General features: G+C 67.3%; 25 protein-coding genes and 1 pseudogene. 15 read left to right on the top strand and 11 right to left on the bottom strand.

Annotated elements, in window-relative coordinates:
* Window positions 1-118 precede the first annotated feature (118 nt).
* The 4 genes and pseudogenes from QZ546_RS14360 to QZ546_RS14345 all read left to right on the top strand — a co-directional run.
* Window positions 119-715 (top strand): annotated as a pseudogene (locus QZ546_RS14360) (M23 family metallopeptidase); the annotation flags it as partial.
* 159 nt (window positions 716-874) lie between these two features.
* A complete protein-coding gene (erpA, locus tag QZ546_RS14355) occupies window positions 875-1213 on the top strand; it encodes an iron-sulfur cluster insertion protein ErpA (protein WP_294238901.1) in 339 nt (112 codons plus the stop codon).
* Window position 1214: 1 nt separating this feature from the next.
* Complete coding sequence (xth, locus tag QZ546_RS14350) at window positions 1215-1988, top strand: exodeoxyribonuclease III (protein WP_294238900.1); 774 nt, start codon at window positions 1215-1217, stop codon at window positions 1986-1988.
* Between the two features lie 155 nt (window positions 1989-2143).
* The gene (locus tag QZ546_RS14345) at window positions 2144-2560 is read left to right on the top strand and encodes a hypothetical protein (protein WP_294238898.1); all 417 of its coding nucleotides are present in this window, start codon (window positions 2144-2146) and stop codon (window positions 2558-2560) included.
* A 58-nt stretch (window positions 2561-2618) separates the two neighbouring features.
* Here QZ546_RS14345 and QZ546_RS14340 read toward each other — a convergent pair whose 3' ends face one another.
* Together QZ546_RS14340 and QZ546_RS14335 are read right to left on the bottom strand one after the other, a co-directional pair.
* Window positions 2619-2879: an SWIB/MDM2 domain-containing protein gene (locus QZ546_RS14340; RefSeq protein ID WP_007405135.1), complete on the bottom strand. Its 261-nt coding sequence runs from the start codon at window positions 2877-2879 to the stop codon at window positions 2619-2621.
* Window positions 2880-2935: 56 nt separating this feature from the next.
* Window positions 2936-3139, bottom strand: coding sequence for a DUF2945 domain-containing protein (locus tag QZ546_RS14335; protein WP_294239023.1), 204 nt, complete (start codon window positions 3137-3139; stop codon window positions 2936-2938).
* Between the two features lie 107 nt (window positions 3140-3246).
* Here QZ546_RS14335 and QZ546_RS14330 point away from each other — a divergent pair, with 107 nt between their 5' ends.
* The 9 genes from QZ546_RS14330 to QZ546_RS14290 all read left to right on the top strand — a co-directional run bounded on the left by QZ546_RS14330 (window position 3247) and on the right by QZ546_RS14290 (window position 10456).
* On the top strand, window positions 3247-4359 hold the full coding sequence (locus QZ546_RS14330; protein ID WP_294238896.1) for an S-(hydroxymethyl)glutathione dehydrogenase/class III alcohol dehydrogenase: 1113 nt from the start codon (window positions 3247-3249) through the stop codon (window positions 4357-4359).
* Complete coding sequence (locus QZ546_RS14325) at window positions 4359-4745, top strand: VOC family protein (protein WP_294238894.1); 387 nt, start codon at window positions 4359-4361, stop codon at window positions 4743-4745. The genes QZ546_RS14330 and QZ546_RS14325 overlap by 1 nt, the downstream gene beginning before the upstream one ends.
* Window positions 4745-5134 (top strand): VOC family protein, encoded by a 390-nt coding sequence (locus tag QZ546_RS14320; RefSeq protein WP_294238890.1) that lies wholly within the window; start codon window positions 4745-4747, stop codon window positions 5132-5134. Before QZ546_RS14325 ends, QZ546_RS14320 begins: the two co-directional genes overlap by 1 nt.
* Entirely contained in the window at window positions 5131-5988 is an 858-nt protein-coding gene (gene purU / locus QZ546_RS14315) for a formyltetrahydrofolate deformylase (RefSeq protein WP_294238888.1), read from the top strand. Before QZ546_RS14320 ends, purU begins: the two co-directional genes overlap by 4 nt.
* Window positions 5985-6827, top strand: a complete 843-nt coding sequence (gene fghA / locus QZ546_RS14310) for an S-formylglutathione hydrolase (RefSeq protein ID WP_294238886.1) — start codon at window positions 5985-5987, stop codon at window positions 6825-6827. Before purU ends, fghA begins: the two co-directional genes overlap by 4 nt.
* Before the next feature lie 378 nt (window positions 6828-7205).
* Window positions 7206-7832, top strand: a complete 627-nt coding sequence (gene folE, locus QZ546_RS14305) for a GTP cyclohydrolase I FolE (RefSeq protein ID WP_294238883.1) — start codon at window positions 7206-7208, stop codon at window positions 7830-7832.
* Window positions 7829-8575: an SDR family oxidoreductase gene (locus tag QZ546_RS14300; RefSeq protein ID WP_294238879.1), complete on the top strand. Its 747-nt coding sequence runs from the start codon at window positions 7829-7831 to the stop codon at window positions 8573-8575. Before folE ends, QZ546_RS14300 begins: the two co-directional genes overlap by 4 nt.
* On the top strand, window positions 8572-8925 hold the full coding sequence (locus tag QZ546_RS14295) for a dihydroneopterin aldolase (protein WP_294238876.1): 354 nt from the start codon (window positions 8572-8574) through the stop codon (window positions 8923-8925). The genes QZ546_RS14300 and QZ546_RS14295 overlap by 4 nt, the downstream gene beginning before the upstream one ends.
* A 157-nt stretch (window positions 8926-9082) precedes the next feature.
* Complete coding sequence (locus QZ546_RS14290; RefSeq protein ID WP_294238873.1) at window positions 9083-10456, top strand: porin; 1374 nt, start codon at window positions 9083-9085, stop codon at window positions 10454-10456.
* 42 nt (window positions 10457-10498) lie between these two features.
* Here the strand turns inward: QZ546_RS14290 and QZ546_RS14285 are convergent, their stop codons facing one another.
* The 7 genes from QZ546_RS14285 to miaA form a co-directional block, all read right to left on the bottom strand.
* Complete coding sequence (locus QZ546_RS14285; RefSeq protein ID WP_294238870.1) at window positions 10499-11311, bottom strand: hypothetical protein; 813 nt, start codon at window positions 11309-11311, stop codon at window positions 10499-10501.
* A 38-nt stretch (window positions 11312-11349) separates the two neighbouring features.
* The gene (gene leuA, locus QZ546_RS14280; RefSeq protein WP_294238868.1) at window positions 11350-13008 is read right to left on the bottom strand and encodes a 2-isopropylmalate synthase; all 1659 of its coding nucleotides are present in this window, start codon (window positions 13006-13008) and stop codon (window positions 11350-11352) included.
* A gap of 298 nt (window positions 13009-13306) precedes the next feature.
* Window positions 13307-13921, bottom strand: a complete 615-nt coding sequence (locus tag QZ546_RS14275) for a YceI family protein (RefSeq protein ID WP_294238866.1) — start codon at window positions 13919-13921, stop codon at window positions 13307-13309.
* Between the two features lie 364 nt (window positions 13922-14285).
* Entirely contained in the window at window positions 14286-15305 is a 1020-nt protein-coding gene (ilvC, locus tag QZ546_RS14270) for a ketol-acid reductoisomerase (protein ID WP_294238863.1), read from the bottom strand.
* 69 nt (window positions 15306-15374) lie between these two features.
* Window positions 15375-15890, bottom strand: a complete 516-nt coding sequence (gene ilvN / locus QZ546_RS14265; protein ID WP_294238858.1) for an acetolactate synthase small subunit — start codon at window positions 15888-15890, stop codon at window positions 15375-15377.
* 149 nt (window positions 15891-16039) lie between these two features.
* Window positions 16040-17785 carry an acetolactate synthase 3 large subunit gene (locus QZ546_RS14260; RefSeq protein WP_294238854.1) on the bottom strand — a complete coding sequence of 582 codons (1746 nt, stop codon included), beginning with the start codon at window positions 17783-17785 and terminating at the stop codon, window positions 16040-16042.
* Window positions 17786-17871: 86 nt separating this feature from the next.
* Entirely contained in the window at window positions 17872-18804 is a 933-nt protein-coding gene (miaA, locus tag QZ546_RS14255) for a tRNA (adenosine(37)-N6)-dimethylallyltransferase MiaA (RefSeq protein ID WP_294238849.1), read from the bottom strand.
* On the opposite strand from miaA, the gene serB reads away from it, so the two are divergent.
* Entirely contained in the window at window positions 18803-19681 is an 879-nt protein-coding gene (gene serB / locus QZ546_RS14250) for a phosphoserine phosphatase SerB (protein ID WP_294238847.1), read from the top strand. The two genes, miaA and serB, sit on opposite strands and share 2 nt — an antisense overlap.
* 25 nt (window positions 19682-19706) lie before the next feature.
* Here the strand turns inward: serB and QZ546_RS14245 are convergent, their stop codons facing one another.
* On the bottom strand, window positions 19707-20777 hold the full coding sequence (locus tag QZ546_RS14245; RefSeq protein ID WP_294238845.1) for an SPOR domain-containing protein: 1071 nt from the start codon (window positions 20775-20777) through the stop codon (window positions 19707-19709).
* Between the two features lie 269 nt (window positions 20778-21046).
* On the opposite strand from QZ546_RS14245, the gene QZ546_RS14240 reads away from it, so the two are divergent.
* Entirely contained in the window at window positions 21047-22387 is a 1341-nt protein-coding gene (locus QZ546_RS14240; protein WP_294238843.1) for an SPOR domain-containing protein, read from the top strand.
* Window positions 22388-22394: 7 nt separating this feature from the next.
* Here QZ546_RS14240 and QZ546_RS14235 read toward each other — a convergent pair whose 3' ends face one another.
* On the bottom strand, window positions 22395-23582 hold the full coding sequence (locus QZ546_RS14235) for an NAD(P)/FAD-dependent oxidoreductase (protein WP_294238841.1): 1188 nt from the start codon (window positions 23580-23582) through the stop codon (window positions 22395-22397).
* Window positions 23583-23648: the final 66 nt, after the last annotated feature.

Here is a 23648-nt window from a genome sequence, read left to right as displayed (position 1 = left end):
TTCGGGTAAATCGATTGCTTCGCGCGTCCGATCCGTCCTTGCCACCGTCGCCGTTATCGGCCTGACCGCACCGGCCGCCATGGCCTCGTCGGCACCGGCCGCGCCCAAGGCGTCGAAGGCGGTCGGCGGCGAATATATTCCCGCCAGCAGCGCCGAAGCCTCGGCCGACCTGCGCACCGACCAGCAGTTTCGCACGATCTTCCAGGCCTGGAAGAAAATGGACGCCCGGCAGAATGGCGTGATCGCGATCCCCTCTGTCCATCCGGTCGAGAAGCTTCAGTTCACCAGCAATTTCGGCATCCGCTCCGACCCGTTCCGCGGCACCGCCGCGATGCACGCCGGGGTCGATATTCCGGGCCCGATCGGCACGCCGATCTACGCCACCGCGGACGGCATCGTCGATCATGCCAGCTGGCAGGGTGGCTATGGCAACATGGTCGAGATCAACCATGGCAAGGGCATCGCGACCCGCTATGGCCACCTGTCCAAGATCCTGGTCGCCGACGGCGCGCGCGTGACGCGCGGCCAGCTGATCGCGCTGATGGGCTCGACCGGCCGTTCGACCGGCTCGCATCTCCATTATGAAGTCCGCATGGACGGCCATGCGGTCAACCCGGTCCCCTTCCTGACCACGGGCGATTACCTGACCGCGTCGCAGGATCATGCGATCCACCAGATCCCCGTTTCGACCGACGGCCCGGCTGCACAGGACTAAAATTTGTTCCTCCCCTGCAAGGGGAGGGGGACCATGCGAAGCATGGTGGAGGGGTGTCGACACCCCTCCGTCAGTCCTGCGGACTGCCACCTCCTCTTGCAGGGGAGGAATCATGGGATCGGGATTGCCCCACTCGGCCCCCACGCCTATCTGATTGCCATGGCCACCAGCATTTCCGAAATCGCGCTGACCCCGGCCGCCGCGGCGCGTGTCGCGACGATCGCCGAGCGGCAGAACAAGCCCGCCATCCTGCGTCTGTCGGTCGAGGGCGGCGGTTGTTCGGGTTTCCAGTATAAATTCGGCCTGGCCGATGCCCCCGCCGACGACGATGCGGTCGCCCAGACGGATGGCGTCACGCTGGTCGTCGACAGCATCAGCCTGGACCTCGTTCGGGGCGCGCAGGTCGATTATGTCGAATCGCTCGGCGGCGCGGCGTTTCAGGTGAAGAACCCTAATGCCGCCTCGGGCTGCGGCTGCGGCACCAGCTTCTCGGTCTGACGTGAAGATCACCACCTACAACGTCAACGGGATCAAGGCCCGTCTGCCCCGCCTGCTCGAATATCTGGCTGAGGCGGAGGCTGATGTCGTGTGCCTTCAGGAGCTGAAGGCCAGCGACGAGACCTTTCCGATCAAGGATATCGAAGCGGCCGGGTACGGCGCGGTCTGGCATGGGCAGAAAAGCTGGAACGGCGTCGCCGTCCTCGCACGCGGTACCCAGCCGGTCGAGCGGCAGCGCGGCCTGGCGGGCGAGGATGAGGACGAGCATAGCCGCTACCTCGAATGCGAGGTGAACGGGCTGGTCGTCGCCTCGCTCTACCTGCCCAATGGCAATCCGCAGCCGGGGCCGAAATTCGATTACAAGCTGAGCTGGATGGAGCGACTGGCGGCGCGCGCGCGGGCCTTGCTGGCGGAGGAAGTCCCGGCGGTGCTGGCAGGCGACTACAATGTCATCCCGAACGACGACGACACTTTCTCCGTCCCCGCGATGGCGAGCGATGCGCTGATGCAGCCGGAGAGCCGCGCGGCCTATCGCCGGTTGCTGGCGCAAGGCTGGACGGACTCGCTGCGGACGCGCGCGCCCAAGGGCGGGGTGTGGACGTTCTGGGACTATCAGGCCGGATCGTGGCAACGCGATGCGGGGTTCCGCATCGACCATCTGCTGCTCAGCCCGCAGGCCGCCGATCGGCTGGTCGATGCAGGCGTCGACAAGAGCTATCGCGGCCGGGAAAAGGCTAGCGATCATGCCCCGACCTGGGTGAAGTTGCGGGACTGACCTATCCTCCCCGGTACGGGGAGGGGGACCGCCGCGAAGCGGTGGTGGAGGGGGATAGCCTCATAGGCTATCCTAGGACGAAGCCCCCCTCCGTCAGGCCTTCGGCCTGCCACCTCCCCGTGCCGGGGAGGAGCTTTTTTGATCCGAGACCTTCTATGCGCCGTGCCGCTAGCCTGTTGATCCTCACCCTGACCCTCACCGCCTGCGGACAACGCAGCCCCGACGCGCGCCTGGCCGATGCCGACGCGCAGGACCGCGCACGGCAGGAGAAGGTCGCCAAGGACATGGTCGCGCAGACCGAGGATCAGGTGCGGGTCAGGATGCTGGAGCAGCGGGTGGCGGCGCTGGAGGCGCAGGTCGCGGCGATGCAGGGCGATCGCAAGCTGCTGGATGCGCAATTGGTCGAACAGCGGCTCAACCAGATCGAGGCGGGGCGGGTGAGCGCGGCGGATGCGCCGGCTCCGGCACCCTCGGCTACGGCGACGCTGTCCGCGACGCGCGGCCAGGCGAAAATGCCGGCTCCGGCCGCGACACCCTCCACGCGCAAGCCGCTGGTCCTGGACCTGCGATAGCTCGCTGCGCGAAGGGCGAAAGGGGCGCCCGGCACGGTGGCCGGAGCGCCGGAGACGATTACTTCTTCAGGTGCGCCGAGATGAACTTGTTCATCTCGAACATGGTGCACTTGTCCTTGCCGAACACCTTCTTCAGCTTGTCGTCGGCCAGGATCTCCCGCTTGTTCTCGGGGTTCTGCAGGTTGTTGGCCTTGATATAGTCCCACACCTTGCTGATGACCTGGCTGCGCGGCAGCTTCTCGTTGCCGACGATCGCGCCCAGTTCCTCGGACGGCTGAACCGGTGCGTGGATGCCGGTGCCCGTGGTTGCGGTGGCCATGTTATTCCTTCCCTTAATCCTTCTGCGCCCCGGCCGTTCGGCGGGTCGCGCGTGAATCACGCCTTCTTAAGCGCGTCCGCCTTGTGCGCCGCCTTTCCGCCGTTGTCACTCTCTACTATGTATTGTGGCTCGTCCTTCGACGCGCGGACCGTGTGGCCCTTGATGGAGGTGTCGCTGGTCTGCTTCTTGACGACCTTGCCCTCGGCGGTGCCGCCATGGCTGTTCCATTCGACATGGTCGCCCTTTTTGAAGTCGGTCATCATCACTCTCCCGTTTTGCTGATCAGCGTCAATTCGCCGGGCCCATCCTTGGTTGCATGCGGCATCGCGACACGGCATCAGGACGCCCGAGCAAGGAGACCGAAACCATGAAGACCCGCGCCGCCGTCGCCTTTGAAGCGAAGAAGCCGCTCGAAATCGTCGAACTCGATCTGGAAGGGCCCAAGGCCGGTGAGGTCCTGGTCGAGATCATGGCGACCGGCATCTGCCACACCGACGCCTATACGCTCGACGGCCTGGACAGCGAGGGCATCTTCCCCAGCGTGCTGGGCCATGAAGGCGCCGGCATCGTGCGCGAAGTGGGCGCGGGCGTGACGAGCGTCGTGCCCGGCGATCACGTCATCCCGCTCTACACCCCCGAATGCCGCCAGTGTAAGTCGTGCCTGTCGGGCAAGACCAACCTGTGCACCGCGATCCGCGCCACGCAAGGCAAGGGCCTGATGCCCGACGGCACGACGCGGTTCAGCTATAAGGGCCAGCCGATCTTCCACTATATGGGCTGCTCGACCTTTTCGAACTTCACCGTCCTGCCCGAAATCGCGGTCGCCAAGATCCGCGAGGACGCGCCGTTCGACACCAGCTGCTATATCGGCTGCGGCGTGACGACGGGCGTCGGCGCGGTGGTCAACACCGCCAAGGTCCGGCCGGGCGAGAATATCGTCGTCTTCGGCCTCGGCGGCATCGGCCTGAACGTCATCCAGGGCGCCAAGCTGGCAGGCGCGGGCCGGATCATCGGTGTCGACCTCAACCCCGCGCGCGAGGAATGGGGCCGCCAGTTCGGCATGACCCACTTCCTCAACTCCAAGGGGCTGAGCCGCGAGGAGACGATCGCCAAGATCCTCGAACTCACCGATGGCGGCGCAGACTACAGCTTCGACGCGACCGGCAATACCGAGGTGATGCGCACCGCGTTGGAGGCATGCCATCGCGGCTGGGGCACCAGCATTATCATCGGCGTGGCCGAGGCGGGCAAGGAGATCAGCACCCGTCCGTTCCAGCTGGTCACGGGCCGCAACTGGCGCGGCACGGCGTTCGGCGGCGCGCGCGGGCGGACCGACACGCCCAAGATCGTCGACTGGTACATGAACGGCAAGATCCAGATCGACCCGATGATCACCCACCGGCTGACGCTGGAGGAGATCAACAAGGGCTTCGACCTGATGCATGCGGGCGAGAGCATCCGCAGCGTGGTGATCTTCTGATGTTCAGCCATGTCATGCTGGGGGCCGACGATATCGCCGCGGCCAAGCGCTTCTACGACGCGACGCTGGCCGTGCTGGGCGCGCCGGTGGGGGTGGTCGATCCGCTCGGGCGGCTGGTCTACAACCATAAGGGCGCGCGCTTCCTGATCTCCAAACCGATCAATGGCGAGCCCGCGACCTACGCCAATGGCGCGACGCTGGGTTTGGCGATGGACTCTCCCGAGCAGGCCGATGCCTGGTATGCGGCGGGTCTGGCGAATGGCGGCACCGCGATCGAGAACCCGCCGGGCATCCGCCAGGTGCCGGTCGGCAAGGTCTATCTGGCCTATTTGCGCGATCCCACGGGCAACAAGCTGTGCGCGCGTCATCTGGTGGAGGCGAACTGATGTATACCCATGTCATGGTCGGATCGAACGACATCGCGCGGTCCAAGACCTTTTATGATGCGCTGTTCGGCGCGCTTGGCGGCCAGCCGGGGCGGCAGGACCCCAAGGTCGAGCGCGTCATGTATCTGCACAATGGCGCCGTCTTTATCGTGACCCGCCCGATCGACGGCCAGTCGGCGACCCATGCTAATGGCGGCACGATCGGGCTGGGCGCGGCTGACCCTGCGCAGGTGGAGGCGGCCCATGTGGCGGGCGTCGCGAATGGCGGCACCGCCATCGAAGGGCCGGTGGGCGAGCGCGACACCGGCATGGGCAAGGCCTATCTCGGCTATCTGCGCGACCCGGACGGCAACAAGCTCTGTCTCGGCTGTCGCCTGCCCGCCGCATGACCGACCATATCCTGACGCTGGCGTGCCAGGACCGGGTCGGCATCGTCGCCGCCGTGTCCGGCGTGCTGGCGGGGATCGACGGGTTCATCCTCGACAGCCAGCAATATGCCGATCTGGAGACGGGGCGCTTCTTCCTGCGCATCGTCTTCAAGGGGCAGGGCGCGCGGTTTCCCGCCTCGGTCGAGGGGGTTCGCGCGGCGCTGGCCGAGCCTGCCGCGCGGTTCGGCTTCGACTGGCATGTCGCGCCCGCCAGCGAGCGGCCCCGGATGCTGATCGCGGTGTCGAAGGGCTCGCATTGCCTGAACGACCTGCTGCATCGCTGGCGGACCAACACGCTGCCGGTCGAGATCGTCGGCGTCGTGTCCAACCATGATAGCTTGCGCCCGCTGGTCGAGTGGCATGGCCTGCCCTGGCATCACCTGCCGGTCGGCGACGCCAATCGCGCGGAGCAGGAGGCGGCGATGCTCGCCTTGATGGAGAGTACACAGGCCGATTATCTGGTCCTCGCCCGCTATATGCAGGTACTGGGCGAGCGGCTGGTCGCCGCGCTGCCGGGGCGGTGTATCAATATCCATCACAGCTTCCTGCCCGGCTTCAAGGGCGCGCAGCCCTATCACCGGGCGCACGCGCGCGGCGTCAAGCTGATCGGTGCGACCGCGCATTTCGTGACCGCCGACCTGGACGAAGGGCCGATCATCGAACAGGCGGTCGAGCGGGTCGATCACCGCGCCAGCGTCGACGACCTGATCCGCATCGGCCGCGATATCGAGGCACAGGTGCTGGCCCGCGCGGTCGCCTGGGTGGGCGAGCGGCGCGTCTTCCTCAATGACAACCGAACGGTGGTGTTCCGATGACGATCGAGACGATGTCGACCTCCAAGGCGCATGGTGGCGTGCAGGGCGTCTATGCTCATGACAGCGAAGCGACGGGCACGCGCATGACCTTCTCGGTCTTCGTGCCCGCGCATGAGGACGGCGAAAAGCTGCCGGTCCTCTGGTATTTGTCGGGCCTGACCTGCACCCATGCCAATGTCACCGACAAGGGCGAGTTTCGAGGGCCTTGCGCCGAACACCGGGTGATCTTCATCGCGCCCGATACCTCGCCGCGTGGGGAGGGCGTCGCGAATGACGACGCCTATGACATGGGGCAGGGGGCGGGCTTCTATGTCGATGCGACGCAGGAACCCTGGGTCAAGCATTTCCAGATGCGGACCTATATCGAGCAGGAACTGCCCGCACTGATCGCCGAGCATTTCCCCATGGCGGACATAGACGCGCAAGGAATCACCGGCCATTCGATGGGCGGGCATGGCGCGCTGACCATCGGCCTTCGCAACCCCAACCGGTTCCGCAGCGTGTCGGCCTTCGCGCCCATCGTCGCCCCGAGCCAGGTGCCATGGGGCGAAAAGGCGCTGGGCGGCTATCTTGGGCCGGACCGGGCGGCATGGCGACAGGCCGATGCCGTCGCGCTGATCGAGGACGGCGCGCGTCTGCCCGACCTGCTGGTCGATCAGGGCGATGCCGACCAGTTCCTGACCGAACAGCTCCGCCCCGAACTGCTCGCGGCGGCGTGCGATGCGGCCGGGATCGCCCTGACGCTGCGGATGCAGCCGGGGTACGACCATAGCTACAACTTCATCTCGACCTTCATGGCCGACCATGTCGCCTGGGCGGCGGAGCGGTTGCGCGGGTAATCCGCCTACCGAGCCAATCGGCCCTCCCTCCGTTCGGCCTGAGCGAAGTCGAAGGCCAAGGGATTTCGCCTGGGTTCAGCCGGTGCGGCGTGGCCTTCGACTACGCTCAGGCTGAACGGGCTGGGGTATAAGGGAGGGGGGAAGAGCCAGTGCTGAGATTGGCGACGCTGGCGTTGGACCCTGTCACCATCCAGCCAAGCCTCCCAACCGCCGTTCAGCCTGAGCGAAGTCGAAGGCCACGCCACACCGCCGAGTGGCTGTCCCAGGGCTCCGACATCTTCGGGCTGAACCGAACGGGGGATCGTCTGGCGTTCCGGCGAGTTTTGCACCCCGGCAATCGTTCCGCTATCGCACCGGCTTTGACGTGAAGGACAGTATATGAGTTGCGCCCATGGCGATCCGGACGATGGCGACCTGATCGGCGAAGATGGCAAGATCGCCGTGCCGGACCATGTCGCGGACGCCATCCGTACGCTGATCGCCTGGGCCGGGGACGATCCCACGCGCGAAGGGCTGGTCGACACGCCAAAGCGCGTCGCACGGGCGTGGGCCGAATATTGCGCAGGCTATGGCGACGACCCCGCCGTTCACCTGTCGCGCGTGTTCGAGGAAGTCGGCGGCTATGACGAGATCGTGCTGCTGAAGGACATCCCCTTTCAGTCGCATTGCGAGCATCACATGGCGCCGATCATCGGCCGTGCGCATATCGCCTATCTGCCGCGCAACCATGTCGTCGGCATTTCCAAGCTCGCCCGCGTCCTGCACGGCTTTGCCCGCCGGTTGCAGGTGCAGGAGCGGCTGACCGCCGAGGTTGCCGACTGTATCTGGGAAAACCTCAAGCCGCTGGGCGTCGCGGTGGTGATCGAGGCGACCCATGCCTGCATGACCGCGCGCGGCGTCCGCACGCCCGGCGTCTCGATGGTGACGAGTCGGATGATGGGTGTGTTCCGCGATGACGATCGCAGCCGCAAGGAAGTGCTGTCTCTGATGGGCATGGCCGGATGACCAGCCGCACCGTGCTGGTCACCGGCGCGGCCAAGCGGCTGGGCGCGCATATCGCCCGGCGGCTGGCGGCGGACGGGCATCGGCCGGTGATCCATTATAACGGCTCGGGCGAAGATGCGGCGGCCCTGGCGGCCGAGTTGAACGCCCCCATGGTGCAGGGCGATCTGTCGCGGATCGACGCGATCGACGCGCTGTTTGTCCGTGCGCGGGACGCGGCGGGCGGGCCCATCGACGGGCTGGTTAATAGTGCCTCTGCGTTCGAGTTCGACCGGCCGCCGCAAACAGACGCGGCGCTGATGGCCAGGCTGTATGCGGTCAACGCCGCCGCGCCCGCGCTGCTCGCCTCGGCACTCGCCCGGCAGGACGATGTCGCGGACGGCACGGTGGTCGATATTCTCGACCAGAAGCTCGCCAATCCGAACCCCGATTTCTTCGCCTATAGCTGCGCCAAGTTCGCACTGGCCGGGGCGAACATGATGCTGGCCCAGGCGCTGGGTCCGCGCATCGCGGTCAATGCGGTCGCGCCCGGCCTGACCCTGCAAAGCGGCGACCAGAGCGACGCGGAATTCGCCGAGGCCGCGACCAAGAACCTGCTCGGCCGTCCGATCGGTGCGGCGGCGGTGGCGGAGGCGGTATCCTTCCTGCTGACGGCGCGCGGCGTTCGCGGCCAGACGCTTTATGTCGATTGCGGACAGCGCTTCTGCCGCCGCGACGGCGATGTGATGTTCGAGGGCAGGGCATGACCGCAACCTATACGATCCTGCTCGACGAGATGACGGTCGCGATGCACCTGGGCATCCACCCGCATGAGGTCGAGCCCCAGCCGGTCAGCCTGTCGGTCGCCATGACCGTCGCCTATCCCGCCGCCCCCCGCGCCGACCAGATCGAGGAGGTGCTGGATTACGACTTCCTGCGCGAAGGCATATTGGCGATGGCCCAAGGCCCCGGCTTTGCCCTGCAGGAAAGCCTGTGTGAGGCGGTGGCGGCGCTGTGCCTGGCCGATCCCCGGGTCCAGGCGGTAAAGGTCCGTTCGACCAAGACGGGCATCTATCCCGATGCCCGGATCGGCTGCGAGATCGAACGAGAGCGCTGATCGCCGTCACGGAATCGTCACGCAATCGTCATCGAATAGTTGCGAAGCGCCGCGCGGCTAGCCTAAGCGGCTGTCACCAACAGGGCGGGGCGGGCAGGTGATCAAGGCGAGATTCCATCGGGCCCGATACGCCGCGATCGCGTTCAGCCTTGTCCCCATGCCCGTCGCGGCGCAGACGGTGAAGGAACTCCAGCGCCAGATCGACGAGCTGAAGGCGCAGGTCAAGGCGCTGACCGAGGCGCGGAAGGCGGCGGCCATTCCCGCCGCGCCCCCTGTTCCGGCCGCCGCACCGGCCCCCGTCGTCGCCTCGGCGCCTCCGCCCGCGCAGAAGCCCGTGCCGGAACGGGTCGCGAGCATGTCCAAGCCAGTCTCGTCGCACACGCCCTGGCATGAACGTCTGAAACTGCGCGGCTATACCCAGCTTCGCTACAATGCGATTCTGGATGACCATGATGCGCCGGGCGCCGATGGATCGCGGTTGCGTTCGGTGCATGACGCCTCGATCAACGACGATGGTGGCTTCCTGCTGCGCCGGGTGCGGATGGTTTTGCAGGGAGATATCACCGACCGGCTGCAGCTCTATTTCCAGCATGATTTCGGCGCGGCGGTGAACAACCAATCGAGCACCGAGCGGCGCGAGAATTTCGGGCAGTTGCGCGACGTCTATGTCGACTGGTTCCTCGATCCCGAGCGTCGCCTGCGCCTGCGTTTCGGCCAGTCCAAGGTGCCGTTCGGCTGGGAGAATCTGCAATCCTCGTCCAATCGCCTGCCGCTCGACCGGTCGGATGCGATCAACAGCGGGGTACCGGGCGAGCGCGACGTCGGCGTTAACGTCTATTACACGCCCGCGCCGGTCCAGGCGATCTGGGACCGGCTGGCCAGGAACAAGCAGAAGCTGTTCGGCAATTACGGCGCCTTCGGCCTGGCGCTCTACAATGGACAGGGCACCAACCGAACCGAGCGCACCGACAGCCTGATGAAGGTCGCGATGGCGACCTGGCCCTTCGCGCTCGACGGGCTGGGGCCGATGTTCCGGGGAAAGGTGCTGGAGGTCGGCGGCTCGGCGATCTTCAATCGCTACCGCCCCGAAATCCGCAGCGGCGGCGTCAGCCCGACCGACTATCGCGACGACCGGGTGGGGTTCCACGCCATCCTCTATCCGCAGCCCTTTGGCATCCAGACCGAATGGACGACCGGCTGGGGCCCGCAATATGACCGCGCGCTGGGCATGATCCGCAGCCAGCGGCTGGGTGGCGGATACGTCCAGGTGATGACCGATATCGGCAGGACGCCGATCGGCCGCGCCATCCCCTATGTCCGCTGGCAACGCTATCGCGGCGGGTGGAAGCCCAATGTCGATGCGCCCCGCCTGGAAACCGACGAATGGGAGTTGGGCACCGAGATCCAGCTTATCGAGGCGTTGGAATTGACGCTGGCCTATGCCCGGATGGAACGGCGCGAAGCGGACGCGCGCCGCACCGGCCGCGCGACCGGCGACCTGATCCGCACCCAGTTGCAATTCACCTATTGAGGCGCGCCCGGTCCTCCCCCACGCCGGGGAAGGGGCGTCGGATCAATCCCCGCCGCCCGGCCCTGTAAAGTCGATGCGGATGCGCACCCATTCGCCGACCATCACCTTGCCGCCGATGCGCGGCGCGCGGACGCGGAATTGCCAGGCGGCCTCGCGCATCGCGCGGCCCAAGCCCGAGCCGAGCGGGGATTCGCCCAGCACCTTGCAATTCTCGACGCGGTAGTCGGGGATCGTCTTGCAGGCGATCAGTGCCCAGCTGCCCGGCGGCGGAGCGCTGTGCAGATAGCCGTTCAGCTCGGCATTGCTCGGCCGGTGCGGATACCATTCGGCATTATAGAGACGCTGGCCCCCCGGTCCCTCGCCGGGCCCATAGGCCGAGGCGCTGTCCTGCCCGCGATCGTCGCCATCGCTCGACCCCACGCCCTTGCCGGAGCCCTTGGGCATGGCGGCGATGTCGCCCGCGTCGAACAGCGACTTGTCGCCCCATTGCCATGGCGTAGGCGTGGAGGTGTCCGCCTGTTTCTCCTTGGGCGGGGTAGGGGTGTCGGGCTTCTTCTCGGTCACCGGCGCCTTCGATCCGCCCGCCGCCGCCGGCTTGCGCGTGGCGGTGCGCGTCTCGGGCACCGGCGCGCCCGCGTCCCGGTCCGAGGGCGAGATCGAGAAGGTGTTGAGCGCGGAGGATTTCTCCGGGTCCATCAGCTTGGGTGCCAGATGGAAGAGCAGCCAGGCGAGCAGCAGGTGCGCGATCACGGTCAGCGTGATCGACGCCCCCCGCTCGCGCAGCTTTTCGCGGTAGCGCTCGGGAATGAAACCCCACCGCGTGGAGGGCGATGAAGAAAGGTCGGTCGCCGCCATCGATAACGCCTTAGCGGGTGAGGGCGGCGACCATGTGGTCAGGCCCGATTGGCGGCAGAGAGCACCGCGCGGACGCTGGCCGTGGCGATGTCGGTATCCAGCCCGACGCCGAACACCGTGCGCCCATCGGCGGTCCGCGCCTCGACATAGGCGGCGGCCTGGGCATCCGCGCCGTGGCCGATGGCGTGCTCGTTATAGTCGACCACTTCCAGCGCCGGGCCGGTCGTGCCGGCCAGCGCCGCGATCACGCTGGAGATCAGCCCGTTGCCGCGCCCCGAGATCGACTTTTCCTCGCCATCCACCTGGACGCGACCGATAAAGGTCCGCTGCCCGGTCGAGCCGGTTTCCTCATAGTCGCGCAGCACGAACCGGTCGCCCTCGCGCGGCAGATAGGTCGCCTCGAACCCGCCCCAGATGTCGGCGGCGTTGAGTTCGCGGCTGGTCTCATCCGCCATCGCCTGGACATGGCGGCTGAAATCGGCCTGGAGCCGCTTGGGCAGCTTCAGCCCCTTGTCCTGCTCGATCACCCATGCGACGCCGCCCTTGCCCGACTGCGAATTGACGCGGATGACCGCTTCGTAGCTGCGACCCAGATCGGCCGGGTCGATGGGCAGGTAGGGGACTTCCCACAGATCGTCGTTGCGGGCGGCCTGCGCCGAAAAGCCCTTCTTGATCGCGTCCTGATGGCTGCCCGAAAAGGCGGTGAAGACCAGATCACCCGCATAGGGCGTGCGCGGATGGACAGGCAGGTTGGTGCAGTACTGCACCGTGTTCACCACCTCGTCGATGTCCGACAGGTTCAGGCCGGGATCGACGCCTTGCGTATACATGTTGAGCGCGACGGTCACGAGATCGCAATTGCCGGTCCGCTCGCCATTGCCCAGCAGGCAACCCTCGACCCGGTCCGCGCCCGCCATCACGCCCAGTTCGGCCGCGGCGACGCCGGTGCCCCGGTCGTTATGCGTGTGGAGCGAGATCACCACCGAATCGCGATTGGGGATGTGGCGCCCGAACCATTCGATCTGGTCAGCATAGACGTTCGGCGTCGCGCATTCGACGGTCGCGGGCAGGTTCAGGATCAGCGGATGGTCGGGCGTCGGCTTCAGCACGTCCATGACGGCGGCGCAGACCTCGACCGAGAAATCCAGCTCGGCGGTCGAGAAGGTTTCGGGGCTATATTCGAAGAACCAGTCGGTGTTCGGGCGCTTGGCGGCTTCGTCGCGCAGGATCTTGGCACCTTCGACCGCGATCTGGCGGACCTCGTCGCGGGTCATGCCGAACACGATCTTGCGCCAGGCCGGGCTGACCGCGTTGTAGAGGTGGACGATCGCGGTGCGCGCGCCCTCCAGGCTCTGGAAGCTGCGCTCGATCAGGTCGCGGCGCGACTGGGTGAGGACCTGGATCGTCACATCGTCGGGGATGCGGTCGTTCTTGATCAACCCGGAGATGAAGTCGAACTCGGTCGCGCCCGCGCTCGGGAAACCGACCTCGATCTCCTTCAGCCCGACCTTGACGAGCAGGTCGAACATCCGAGTCTTCTTCTCGGCGTCCATCGGGTCGATCAGCGCCTGGTTGCCGTCGCGAAGATCGGTCGACAGCCAGCGCGGGGCCTGGGTGATGGTGCGGTTCGGCCATTGCCGGTCGGGCAGGGCGATTGCGGGGAAGGGGCGGTATTTGGTCGAGGGATCGCGCAACATGATCGGGTCTTCCAGCATTCTCGGCCGCGTCAGGCCAGGGCGCGGCGGGGACAGGCTTATCGTTTCATTCCGCCCTTAGGGAAGTCGCGCTTGGCCACGCCGATCCTCCCCTAAGGGCGGATAAGTCGAAGCGAACGGAGCAGCGGCGCGGCGATCATGATGGCAGGGGTCATGCCGTGTCGGGCGCGCCTTGTCCATATCGAGAATGATGACGTGCGCCTGACGGGCTTGGCACAAAAGAACGAGGCCGCCCCCCGGTTGGGGAGCGGCCTCGCCGTCTTGGGACCGGATAAGGGGATTATTGCGCGGTGAAGGCCGCGTTGATCACCAGGTCGACCTCGTCACCGACGACGGGCACATAGGCGCCGACGCCGAAGTCCGAACGCTTGATCTTGCCCGTCGCGCGGAAGCCGATGTTCAGCTTCTTGGACATCGGGTTGGTGCCCGCACCGAAGAAGGTGGCGTTCAGCGTCACCGGCTTGGTCTGGTCCTTGATGGTCAGGTTGCCGGTGATGACCGCCTTGTTGCCCATGACCTTGACGCCGGTCGAGACGAAGCGCGCGGTCGGATAGGTCGCGGCGTCGAAGAAGTCCTTCGACTTCAGGTGGTTCGCGAAGGGGGCGGCGGTGACCGACAGATTGTCGATCTTGAAAGTCACGTCGACCTTGGCCGCCTGGGGCTTGGCCGGGTCGATGGTCAGCGTGCCTTCCGACGCGCCGAACTGCCCCTCGAGCACCGAGAAGCCCATATGGTTGAGCGACCAGGTCACCTGGGTGTGGAAGGGGTCGACGGCATAGGTGCCTGCGACGACGCGCGAGGCGACCGGAGCGCCGGGCGTGCCCGTCGGCGCGGTCTGGGCGATGGCGGGGGCAGCGAAGGCAAGCGCCAGGGCGGCGGGAAGGACGAAACGCATGGGTGGGTACTCCCTGTTGGACGATGGCCTTTGTGGGCCGCGCGGTTAACGCGCGTCAAAGGCGAAGGTCGCAACGATGCGTTTCCGGGGGTGGGTCTCTGCGAGGCCCCTTGCCCTCCTCCATCCCCTCCCGCTTGCGGGAGGGGAGAGGTTTGGGGCGGTCGGTTTGCAATGACCTCCGGCTATCAGCAGGCTGATGGGGTGGTCATAACGCTAGATGTTTCGGCTGGGCACGCCCCTCCCGCAGGCGAGTTTCAGGTAGGTCATGCCCCCGGCATGACCTAAACGATGCGGGGCATCGTTTACCTGAAACTGGGATGGGGGAGGGCCTGGTGTCTCACCGAGCCTACCCCCCGACGAAAAATCAGTTCTTCGCCTTGTCCACCAGCTTGTTCGCGCCGATCCACGGCATCATCGCGCGCAGTTCGCTGCCGACCTGTTCGATCTGGTGGCGCTTGGCGGCGATGCGGCTGGCCTTGAGTTCGGGCTGGCCGGCGCGGTTGTCTAGGACGAAGTCCTTCACGAAGCGGCCCGACTGGATGTCGGCCAGGACGCGCTTCATTTCCTTCTTGGTCTCTTCGGTGATGATGCGCGGGCCGGTCTTGATGTCGCCGTACTCGGCGGTGTTCGAGATCGAATAGCGCATGTTGGCGATGCCGCCCTCATACATCAGGTCGACGATCAGCTTCAGCTCGTGAAGGCACTCGAAATAGGCCATTTCGGGGGCATAGCCCGCCTCGACCAGCGTCTCGAAGCCCGCCTGGACCAGCGCGGTCGCGCCGCCGCACAGCACGGCCTGCTCGCCGAACAGGTCGGTTTCGCATTCTTCGCGGAAGTTGGTCTCGATGATGCCCGAGCGACCGCCGCCGACGCCCGACGCATAGGCCAGCGCCACGTCATGCGCATTGCCGCTGGCGTCCTGGTGGATCGCGATCAGGCAGGGCACGCCGCCGCCGCGCACATATTCGCTGCGCACCGTGTGGCCGGGGCCCTTGGGCGCGATCATGATGACGTCGATGTCCGCGGGCGGCTCGATCAGGCCGAAATGGACGTTCAGACCGTGCGCGAAGGCGAGCGCCGCGCCGGGCTTCATATTGCCCTTCAGGTCGGCGTCATAGATCGCGGCCTGATGCTCGTCGGGGGCCAGGATCATCAGGATGTCGGCCCAGGCGGCCGCTTCCTTGTTCGACAGGACCTTGAAGCCCGCAGCCTCCGCCTTCGCGGCCGAGGCCGAACCGGGGCGCAGCGCGATCGCGACATTCTTGACGCCCGAATCGCGCAGGTTCTGCGCATGGGCATGGCCCTGCGAGCCGTAACCCAAAATGGCGATGTTCTTTTCGGAGATCAGGTTCAGATCGGCGTCGCGATCGTAATAGACACGCATTTCAACTTCCCTTTCGAAATAGGCGGGCCGCATCGGGCCTCATGATAGTCTGAAAACTTGGGGCGGGGTTCAGGCCGCGTCCTTGCCGCGCGAAATGGCGGCGATGCCGGTGCGGGCGACCTCGACCAAGCCGACTTCGCCCATCAGTTCGACGAACTTGTCGATCTTGCTGATCGTGCCGGTCACCTCGAACACGAAGCTGGAGATGGTCGCATCGACCACGCGGGCGCGGTAGACCTCGGCCAGGCGGAGCGCCTCGATCCGGCGTTCGCCGGTGCCCGCCACCTTTACCAGCGCCAGCTCGCGCTCGACATGGTCGCCCAGCACCGACAGGTCGGAGACCTTGTGGACGGGGACCAGCCGGTCGAGCTGGGCGATGATCTGCTCCATCACCGGCGGCGAGGCGCTGGTGACGATGGTGATGCGGCTGACGGCCTTGTCGGCGGTGATCTCCGACACGGTCAGGCTTTCGATATTATAGCCGCGCGCGGTGAACAGACCCGCGATCCGCGCGAGGATGCCCGGTTCGTTGTCGACGATCACCGCCAGCGTGTGGCGTTCCACCTTCTCGGTCTTGATGTGCATTTCCAAATTCCTCCCCGGTACGGGGAGGGGGACCATGCGGAGCATGGTGGAGGGGGCTCTCCACTCATGCTGCCCTGCGCGGCGATCCCCCTCCACCGTGCCGCTTCGCGTCACGGTCCCCCTCCCCGCGGGCGGGGAGGAGCTAAGAGTTACACCAGCGCCTTGGCCTCGTCGTCCATGGTGCCCGATACCTCATTGGCCTGCAGGATCATGTCGGTATGCGCCGCCCCGCTCGGGATCATCGGAAAGCAGTTGGCAAGCTTGGCCACGCGGCAGTCGACGATCACCGGCCCGTCATGGTCCAGCATCGCGGCGATGCCGTCTTCCAGCTGGTCGCGATGTTCGATCAGGATGCCCTTCCAGCCATAGGCCTCGCCCAGCTTCACGAAGTCGGGCAGCGAGTCCGAATAGCTTTCGGCATAGCGGCTCTCATAGGTCAGTTCCTGCCACTGGCGGACCATGCCCATATATTCGTTGTTCAGGATGAAGATCTTGACCGGCAGGCGATATTGCGTCGCCGTCGCCAGCTCCTGGATGTTCATCTGGATCGAGGCTTCACCGGCGATGTCGATCACCAGCGCACCCGGATTGCCCAGCTGCGCACCGATCGCGGCGGGCAGGCCGTAACCCATGGTGCCCAGCCCTCCGCTCGTCAGCCACTTGTTGGGCTTTTCGAAGCCGAAATGCTGTGCGGCCCACATCTGGTGCTGGCCGACCTCGGTGGTGATGATCGGCTGGCGCGCCTTGGTGGCGTCATACAGCGCCCGGATCGCCCGCTGCGGCATGATCGCGTCGCCATTCTCCGGGAAGGAGAGACAGCCGACCGCGCGCCAGCCCGCGATGCGGCGCTGCCACTCGGTCGTGTCGGGCTTGGGATGCTGGCGCGACTTCCAGATGCGCACCGCATCCTCCAGCGCGTGGCCGACATCGGCGATGATCGCCAGGTCGACGCGAACATTCTTGTTCACGCTCGACCGGTCGATATCGACATGGACCTTGCGGCTGTTCGGGCTGAAGGCGTCCAGACGGCCCGTCACGCGGTCGTCGAACCGGCTGCCCAGCGCCACCACCAGGTCGGCCTGGTTCATCGCCATATTGGCTTCGTACGTGCCGTGCATCCCGAGCATCCCCAGCCATTGCGGATCGCTCGCCGGGAAGGCGCCCAGACCCATCAGGGTCGAGGTGACGGGCGCGCCGGTGATGCGGGCCAGTTCGCGCAGCAGCTGCGACGCGGCCGGACCCGAATTGATGATGCCGCCGCCGGTATAGAGGATCGGACGCTCGGCCGCCGCCAGCATGTCGACCAGCTGCTCGACTTGGGCTTGGTCGGCCTTCACCTGCGGGCGATAGGTCTTGTGACGGATCGGACCCGGCTTCTGATAGCGGGCGGTGGCGACCTGCACGTCCTTGGGAATGTCGATCACGACCGGGCCGGGGCGGCCCGAGGTCGCGATGTGGAACGCCTCATGCACCACCTCGCCCAGACGCGAAGGGTCCTTCACCAGATAATTATGCTTGGAGCAGTGGCGCGTGATGCCGACCGTGTCGGCTTCCTGGAACGCGTCGGTGCCGATCAGCGCGGTCGGCACCTGGCCGGTGATGACCACCATCGGGATCGAATCGAGCAGTGCGTCGGTGATGCCGGTGACCGCATTGGTCGCGCCGGGACCGGAGGTGACGAGCACCACCCCGGGCTTGCCGGTCGAGCGGGCATAGCCCTCCGCCGCATGGGTCGCCGCCTGTTCGTGGCGGACCAGGATGTGGCGGATGCGCTTCGATCGGAACATGGCGTCGTAGATCGGCAGCACCGCACCACCCGGATAGCCGAAGACGACCTCCACGCCGAGATCGCACAGCGCCTCGACCAGGATATCGGCTCCGCTTTTCTCGGTCATCGTCTTCGTCCTTCTGCGTCCGTTGCCCGCTGACGGGGCGTGTCGGGAATGGCGCGGCTACAAGTTTAAAAAGTGCGCGTCAACCGTCAACGGCGCAATAAAGTTTCTATTATGTTGCGACGCACATCGGCGTCAGGGTCCGGAATCATGGTCCAGTCGGGCCCCGGCTGGTGACGGAACCAGGTAAATTGCCTTTTGGCATAACGCCTTGTCGCCAGCGCGCCAGCCGCCTCCGCCTCGGCGCGGGTCAGGCGGCCTTCCAATAGCGCGGCGGCCTCGGGCACGCCGATCGCGCGGCGGATCGGGGCATCGGCGGGCAGGTCGGGACGGGCGAGCAGCGCGGCGGCCTCGTCCAGCCCCTCGTCCAGCATTTCCCCGAAACGCCGGTCGATGCGAGCGTTCAGCCAGTCGCGGTCGGGCAGCAGGATGACGGCGGACAGCGCGATGCGATCACCGATCCCGCCTTCCTTATGCGCCTGCCATGCGTGCAGCGGACGCCCGGTCGCGCGCACCACCTCCAGCGCGCGGGCGACGCGGGTGGTGTCTGCCGCATTGAGCCGGGCGGCGGCGGTCGGGTCCTCGCGGGACAGGGCGGCATGGGCGTCGGCGACGGGCAGCGCGCGAACCTCGGCGCGGATGGCGGGATCGATCTCGGGCACCGGCGCGATGCCGTCGAGCAGCGTGCGCATATAAAGGCCGGTGCCGCCGACCAGGATCGGCAGCGACCCCACCACCACGCTGTCTGCGATTGCCGCGCGCGCTTCCGCCGCCCAGCGCGCCGCCGAATAGCCGGTGTCCGCCCCGTCGACATGACCGAACAGGCGGTGCGGGGCCTGCGCTTCTTCTACAGGGGAGGGACGGGCGGTCAGGATGGACAGGTCGCTATACACCTGCGCCGAATCGGCATTGATGATCGTGCCGCCGGTAGCCTTCGCCAGATCGAGCGCCAATGCGGACTTGCCGCTGGCGGTCGGCCCTGCGATGAGCGCGACCCTGGGTCGGTCAGAGGAGTTCGCCATGTTCATCGCCACGCTGATAGCAGCCGAATCGATCGCCGAGCGCGATATTTCGGAGGCGGTGGCGCAGATGACGCCGCTGTGCGAGGTCGCCGACTGGAACTGGATCGACGAAGGTCGCGCTGCCGACATCGTTTTCTCGGAAGACGCCGATTGGGCGGCCAGCGTGCTGCACGGCCGGTTCGACCGCTCCGATGTGGTCATCCAGCCCGCCGCGCACCGCGCCAAGCGGCTGCTGGTCGCCGACATGGACTCCACCATGATTACGGTCGAATGCATCGACGAACTGGCGGACTATGCCGGGATCAAGGAGCAGGTCGCCGACGTGACCGAACGCGCCATGCGCGGCGAACTCGACTTCGCCGCCGCGCTGGATGCCCGCGTTGCGCTGCTCGAAGGGCTGGACGAAAGCGTCATCGAGCGCTGCCTGGCCGAGCGGGTGACGTTGATGGCGGGCGCCCGTGCACTGGTCCGCACGATGAAGGCGCGTGGCGGCCATGCAATCCTGGTGTCGGGGGGCTTCACGCGCTTCGCCGAGCCTGTCGCGGCCGAGATCGGCTTCGACCGTGCCATCGCCAATTATCTGGAGATCGCGCACGGCAAGCTGACCGGCACGGTGCGCAAGCCGATCGTGGGCTCGGATACGAAGGAAAAGACGCTGCTCGCCGCGATCGACGAACTCGGCATCGGCGTAGGCGAAAGCATGGCGGTCGGCGACGGGGCCAACGATCTGGCGATGATCCGCCGAGCAGGCCTGGGCGTCGCCTATCGCGCCAAGCCGATCGTCGCGGGCGCGGCGGCGGCGCGGATCGACCATGGCGACCTGACCGCGCTGCTCTATGCGCAGGGCATTCCCAGCGCGGAATGGGTCACCGCCTGACCCGTTCCGTGCCGGTGGCCTGGTGTCAGGGCGCGACCACGACGCAGGGCTGGCCCGAGCGGCTGCACGCCGCCTGCGCTTCGGCGCGGTTGGCGAATCCGCCCGCCTGCAACCGGGTGACACCGCCTGCCGTGACGTAGGAGGGCTGCGCACCGCCCAGGCGGTTCTTTACCCGCTGCCACAGCGCGGTCGCATTGCCCCGGTCGCGGAAGGCGCCGAGCTGGATCCGCCATGATCCGCCGCTGGCACGCGGGGCCGCCTTGGCCGCATGGGTCGGTTTCGGGCTGGCCGCCACGGTCGCTTCCTTGCGCGGCGGCGTCCGGGGTTCAGGCGTAGGTTGCGCAGGCGGAGCGCCGGGGACCGGGTAGCTGGCACCATAGCCGGTCGCCTTGGGGCGCGAGGGTGCGACCGGCACCGGCTGGACGCTCTGGCGCGGCGGCGTGGCGCTCGTCACGCTGGTTCCGTCCGCCCCCACCATGACCCGTGCGGGGCCAGCCGACGTTGATACGGGCAGCGCGGCCAGCTGCGCGCGATACTGCTGCGCCAGCCGGATGCCCGCCTCGCGATCGGGCGGGGTGATATACTGGTCCATCTGTGCCAGCGTCTGGGATGCGGCCTGCAGGCCGGACTGCGACGCCAGCGACATCAGCGCATAGGCGCGCGGAGAATCGCGCGCCACGCCGTCGCCGTTGAACAGCATCGTGCCCAGCACCAGCTGCGCGCGCGGTTCGCCGCGCGCGACCGACTTTTCCAGCCAGGGCGCGGCTTCGGCCTTCTTGCCCGCCTGGAACAACGCCAGACCGTAATTGTCGGAGGCCGGGATATGGCCCTGGAGCGCGGCCTTGCGGAACCAGCTTTCGGCCAGCGCGGGGTCGAGGGGAACGCCACGACCCAGCTTATAGGCCTGGGCCAGGTTGAACTGCGCATCGGGATCGCCCGCGACGGCGGGGCCGCGCCATTCCTCGACCGCCTTGCGATAATCGCCCTGCGCCCAGGCATCGGTACCCGTCTTCACATCGGCCATGGCCGGGCCGGCGACCAGCAGCATGGCAAGGGCGATGGCACGCCCGCCAAGGGCCGGAAATCTGCGGCTCATCTCTCGTCCTTCCCCCAACATCATCCATTCCATCCATGCCCCGCGCCCGGGCGCGGGTAAAGCGGCCATTGGTGTGGGTTAACCCTTCCTTAGACGCTGAAAGGCTAACCTTGGCGCCTATCGGGAAAAGGGGTCATGTCCGCATCGTCCTGTCCATCGCGATGTTCCGAACCGGTCGGCGCTGGCGCGACCGGGCGCATCGGCGTGCACGGACCTTGCGGCGCATCGAACGGCACCGTCTTCCCCCAGGCTGCAATCGGATGCCCCTTATGACGACCCTCCGGACACTTCTCATCTGCGGCGTCGGTGCGCTGATCGTCGGCGGAGGCCTGACCGGCTGTACCATGGCCGGGCCGCGCACCGCGCGACTGGGTGACGGCGGTGCCCGAGACGCGGAGGCGCGGGCGACCGCCGCGCTGGCCGATCAGACGAAGCGCGTGCTGGCCCAGCGCGACGGCGACGGCGCGGTGGCGCTGGCCGAGCGACTGGTCGCGGCCGATCCGCATCGCGCCGCCTATCGCGCGCTGCTGGGGCAGGGCTATCTTCAGGCGGGGCGCTTCGCCTCGGCGCGTCAGGCCTTTACCGATGCGTTGCAGCTGGATCCCGCCGATGGCCGCTCGGCGCTCAATCTCGCGCTGGCGATGATCGCGGGCGGCAATGGCGCGGGCGCTCGCTCGCTGCTGGCGCGCTATGCCGACCGGATTCCGGCGGCCGATCGCGGGCTGGCGCTGTCCCTGTCGGGCGACGCCGCCGAAGGCGTTCGCGTCCTGACGGCGGCTGCGCGCGAGGAAAGGGCGAGCGTCAAGACCCGCCAGAACCTCGCTTTGTCGTTCGCGCTGGCGGGGCAATGGGACATGGCGCGCATGGCGGCCTCGGCCGACATGGCGCCCGCCGATGTCGAGGCGCGGATGCGCGAATGGGCAGATTTCGCCGCCGCCACCAGTCCGGCCGACCAGGTCGCCTCGCTGCTCGGCGCGCGTGCCGCGGCCGACACCGGGCAGCCCGTGACGCTGGCGCTCAACGCGGCACCCTCCGCTGCAGTCGTGCAGGACATGGTCCAGGCGCTGCCGCAACCGGAGACCCCGGCGGCACCGGTGCCGGAACAGGTCGCGGCCGCACCCGTCGATCCGGCGGCGGCCCGTATTGTCTTCGCCGCGCGGCAGGCGGTGATCCAGCCTTTGCCGATGACCGTGCCGGCGGCCGACGCGTCCGCGCCGACCCAGGAGGCGCGTGTCCGCCGCATGGCCGCCGCGCTCGTCACCACGCCCGCGCTGCTGCGTCGCGCCGAGGAACGGCGCCGGACCGTCCGTGCGACGGGCGACTGGAACGTTCAGATCGGCGCGTTCGGCCAGGAGGAGGGGGCGCAAAAGGCCTGGGCCGCGCTGACCCGTCGCTTCGCCGACCTTTCCGCTTATGCGCCGCAGAGCGGCACCTTCCACCGGGATGGCCGCGATCTTCACCGCCTGTCGGTGGGCCATCTCAGCCGGGCGGATGCGGATGCGCTGTGCGGACGCTATCGCACTATGGGTGGCGAATGCTTCGTGCGGCGCCAGGCCGGCGACCAGATGGCGCATTGGGCCCGGCCCGGCATCGGGCTGGCCGCACTCTGAAGCAAGGTCAGACGGCTTCGCCCGCCGCCCGACCGCTCGCCCAGGCCCATTGGAAATTGTAACCGCCCAGCCAGCCGGTGACGTCCACCGCCTCGCCGACGACATGGAGGCCCGGCACCGCCTTGGCCTCCAAGGTGCGTGAGGAGAGCCCGGCGGTGGAGATGCCGCCGACGGTCACCTCGGCCTTGGCGTAGCCCTCGCTGCCATTGGGGTGGAAGGGCCAGTCGGCCAGCCGGGCCTGCGCCGCCGCCAGCATTTTGTCGGTCGCCGCCCCCAGTTCGCCCGGTAGCGCCAGCCGCTCGGCCAGCGTCTCGGCCAGCCGATCGGGCAGATGCTGCGCCAGGGCACGCCGGGGGCTGGTACGCGGCGCGCTACGCTTGGCGGCCACCAGCCAGTCCGGGCCGCAATCGGGCAGGAAGTCGATCCCGATCGCCTCGCCATGCCGCCAATAGGACGACACCTGCAGGATCGCCGGGCCCGACAAGCCGCGATGGGTGAACAGCGCCGCCTCGCGGAACCGGGTCTTGCCCGCGCGGGCGACGACCTCCGACGCGACGCCGGAGAGCGAGCGGAACAGCGTCTCCTCGCCGCCCAGCGTCAGGGGGACGAGGGCGGGGCGCGGCTCGACCACCTTCAACCCGAACTGGCGGGCCAGGTCATAGGCATAGCCGGTCGCGCCCATCTTCGGGATGCTGGGGCCGCCGGTCGCGACGATCAGGCGGGGGGCGGTGACGCTCTGGCCGCCGCGCGTCACGCGGAATTGCGTCCCGTCATGCGCGACCGCCGCGATGGGCTGGCCCAGCGCGATGTCCACGCTGCCGCCGGACCGCGTCGCCCGGTCGCATTCGTCGAGCAGCATCGCCACGATCTGCCGCGCCGAACCGTCGCAGAAGAGCTGGCCCAGCGTCTTCTCGTGCCAGGCGATGCCATGCGCCTCGACCAGCGCCAGGAAGTCTGCTGGCGTATAGCGGCCCAGCGCCGACTTGGCGAAATGCGGATTGGCCGACAGGAAATGATCGGGTGCGGTGCCGATATTGGTGAAATTGCACCGCCCGCCGCCCGAGATCAGGATCTTCTTGCCCGGCGTATCGGCATGGTCGACGACCAGGATGCGCCGTCCCCGCTGTCCTGCGGTCGCGGCGGCCATGAGCCCCGCCGCGCCTGCGCCGAGGATGATCGCGTCATAGTGTTGCATGGTGGGGGTTTAGGGGGATTTGGGGCTGTCTCTTATACACATCTGACGCTGCCGACGAATAGAGAG

Origin of the sequence: uncultured Sphingomonas sp., from assembly GCF_913062585.1 — a bacterium.
Lineage (GTDB): Bacteria > Pseudomonadota > Alphaproteobacteria > Sphingomonadales > Sphingomonadaceae > Sphingomonas.
This window is presented reverse-complemented; position numbering and strand designations above follow the sequence as displayed.

Excerpts from the sequence above, each read along its gene's own strand:
- QZ546_RS14260 (WP_294238854.1), bottom strand. The coding sequence starts at position 17,785 with ATGACCGAGAAAAGCGGAGCCGATATCCTGGTCGAGGCGCTGTGCGAT.
- QZ546_RS14235 (WP_294238841.1), bottom strand. The coding sequence starts at position 23,582 with ATGCAACACTATGACGCGATCATCCTCGGCGCAGGCGCGGCGGGGCTC.
- QZ546_RS14300 (WP_294238879.1), top strand. The coding sequence starts at position 7,829 with ATGACCAGCCGCACCGTGCTGGTCACCGGCGCGGCCAAGCGGCTGGGC.
- miaA (WP_294238849.1), bottom strand. The coding sequence starts at position 18,804 with ATGGCGAACTCCTCTGACCGACCCAGGGTCGCGCTCATCGCAGGGCCG.
- QZ546_RS14240 (WP_294238843.1), top strand. The coding sequence starts at position 21,047 with ATGACGACCCTCCGGACACTTCTCATCTGCGGCGTCGGTGCGCTGATC.
- QZ546_RS14295 (WP_294238876.1), top strand. The coding sequence starts at position 8,572 with ATGACCGCAACCTATACGATCCTGCTCGACGAGATGACGGTCGCGATG.
- QZ546_RS14325 (WP_294238894.1), top strand. The coding sequence starts at position 4,359 with ATGTTCAGCCATGTCATGCTGGGGGCCGACGATATCGCCGCGGCCAAG.
- ilvC (WP_294238863.1), bottom strand. The coding sequence starts at position 15,305 with ATGCGTGTCTATTACGATCGCGACGCCGATCTGAACCTGATCTCCGAA.
- QZ546_RS14285 (WP_294238870.1), bottom strand. The coding sequence starts at position 11,311 with ATGGCGGCGACCGACCTTTCTTCATCGCCCTCCACGCGGTGGGGTTTC.
- fghA (WP_294238886.1), top strand. The coding sequence starts at position 5,985 with ATGACGATCGAGACGATGTCGACCTCCAAGGCGCATGGTGGCGTGCAG.
- QZ546_RS14275 (WP_294238866.1), bottom strand. The coding sequence starts at position 13,921 with ATGCGTTTCGTCCTTCCCGCCGCCCTGGCGCTTGCCTTCGCTGCCCCC.
- QZ546_RS14245 (WP_294238845.1), bottom strand. The coding sequence starts at position 20,777 with ATGAGCCGCAGATTTCCGGCCCTTGGCGGGCGTGCCATCGCCCTTGCC.
- QZ546_RS14320 (WP_294238890.1), top strand. The coding sequence starts at position 4,745 with ATGTATACCCATGTCATGGTCGGATCGAACGACATCGCGCGGTCCAAG.
- QZ546_RS14290 (WP_294238873.1), top strand. The coding sequence starts at position 9,083 with ATGCCCGTCGCGGCGCAGACGGTGAAGGAACTCCAGCGCCAGATCGAC.
- QZ546_RS14345 (WP_294238898.1), top strand. The coding sequence starts at position 2,144 with ATGCGCCGTGCCGCTAGCCTGTTGATCCTCACCCTGACCCTCACCGCC.
- QZ546_RS14340 (WP_007405135.1), bottom strand. The coding sequence starts at position 2,879 with ATGGCCACCGCAACCACGGGCACCGGCATCCACGCACCGGTTCAGCCG.
- ilvN (WP_294238858.1), bottom strand. The coding sequence starts at position 15,890 with ATGCACATCAAGACCGAGAAGGTGGAACGCCACACGCTGGCGGTGATC.
- serB (WP_294238847.1), top strand. The coding sequence starts at position 18,803 with ATGTTCATCGCCACGCTGATAGCAGCCGAATCGATCGCCGAGCGCGAT.
- folE (WP_294238883.1), top strand. The coding sequence starts at position 7,206 with ATGAGTTGCGCCCATGGCGATCCGGACGATGGCGACCTGATCGGCGAA.
- QZ546_RS14330 (WP_294238896.1), top strand. The coding sequence starts at position 3,247 with ATGAAGACCCGCGCCGCCGTCGCCTTTGAAGCGAAGAAGCCGCTCGAA.
- purU (WP_294238888.1), top strand. The coding sequence starts at position 5,131 with ATGACCGACCATATCCTGACGCTGGCGTGCCAGGACCGGGTCGGCATC.
- QZ546_RS14335 (WP_294239023.1), bottom strand. The coding sequence starts at position 3,139 with ATGACCGACTTCAAAAAGGGCGACCATGTCGAATGGAACAGCCATGGC.
- leuA (WP_294238868.1), bottom strand. The coding sequence starts at position 13,008 with ATGTTGCGCGATCCCTCGACCAAATACCGCCCCTTCCCCGCAATCGCC.
- erpA (WP_294238901.1), top strand. The coding sequence starts at position 875 with ATGGCCACCAGCATTTCCGAAATCGCGCTGACCCCGGCCGCCGCGGCG.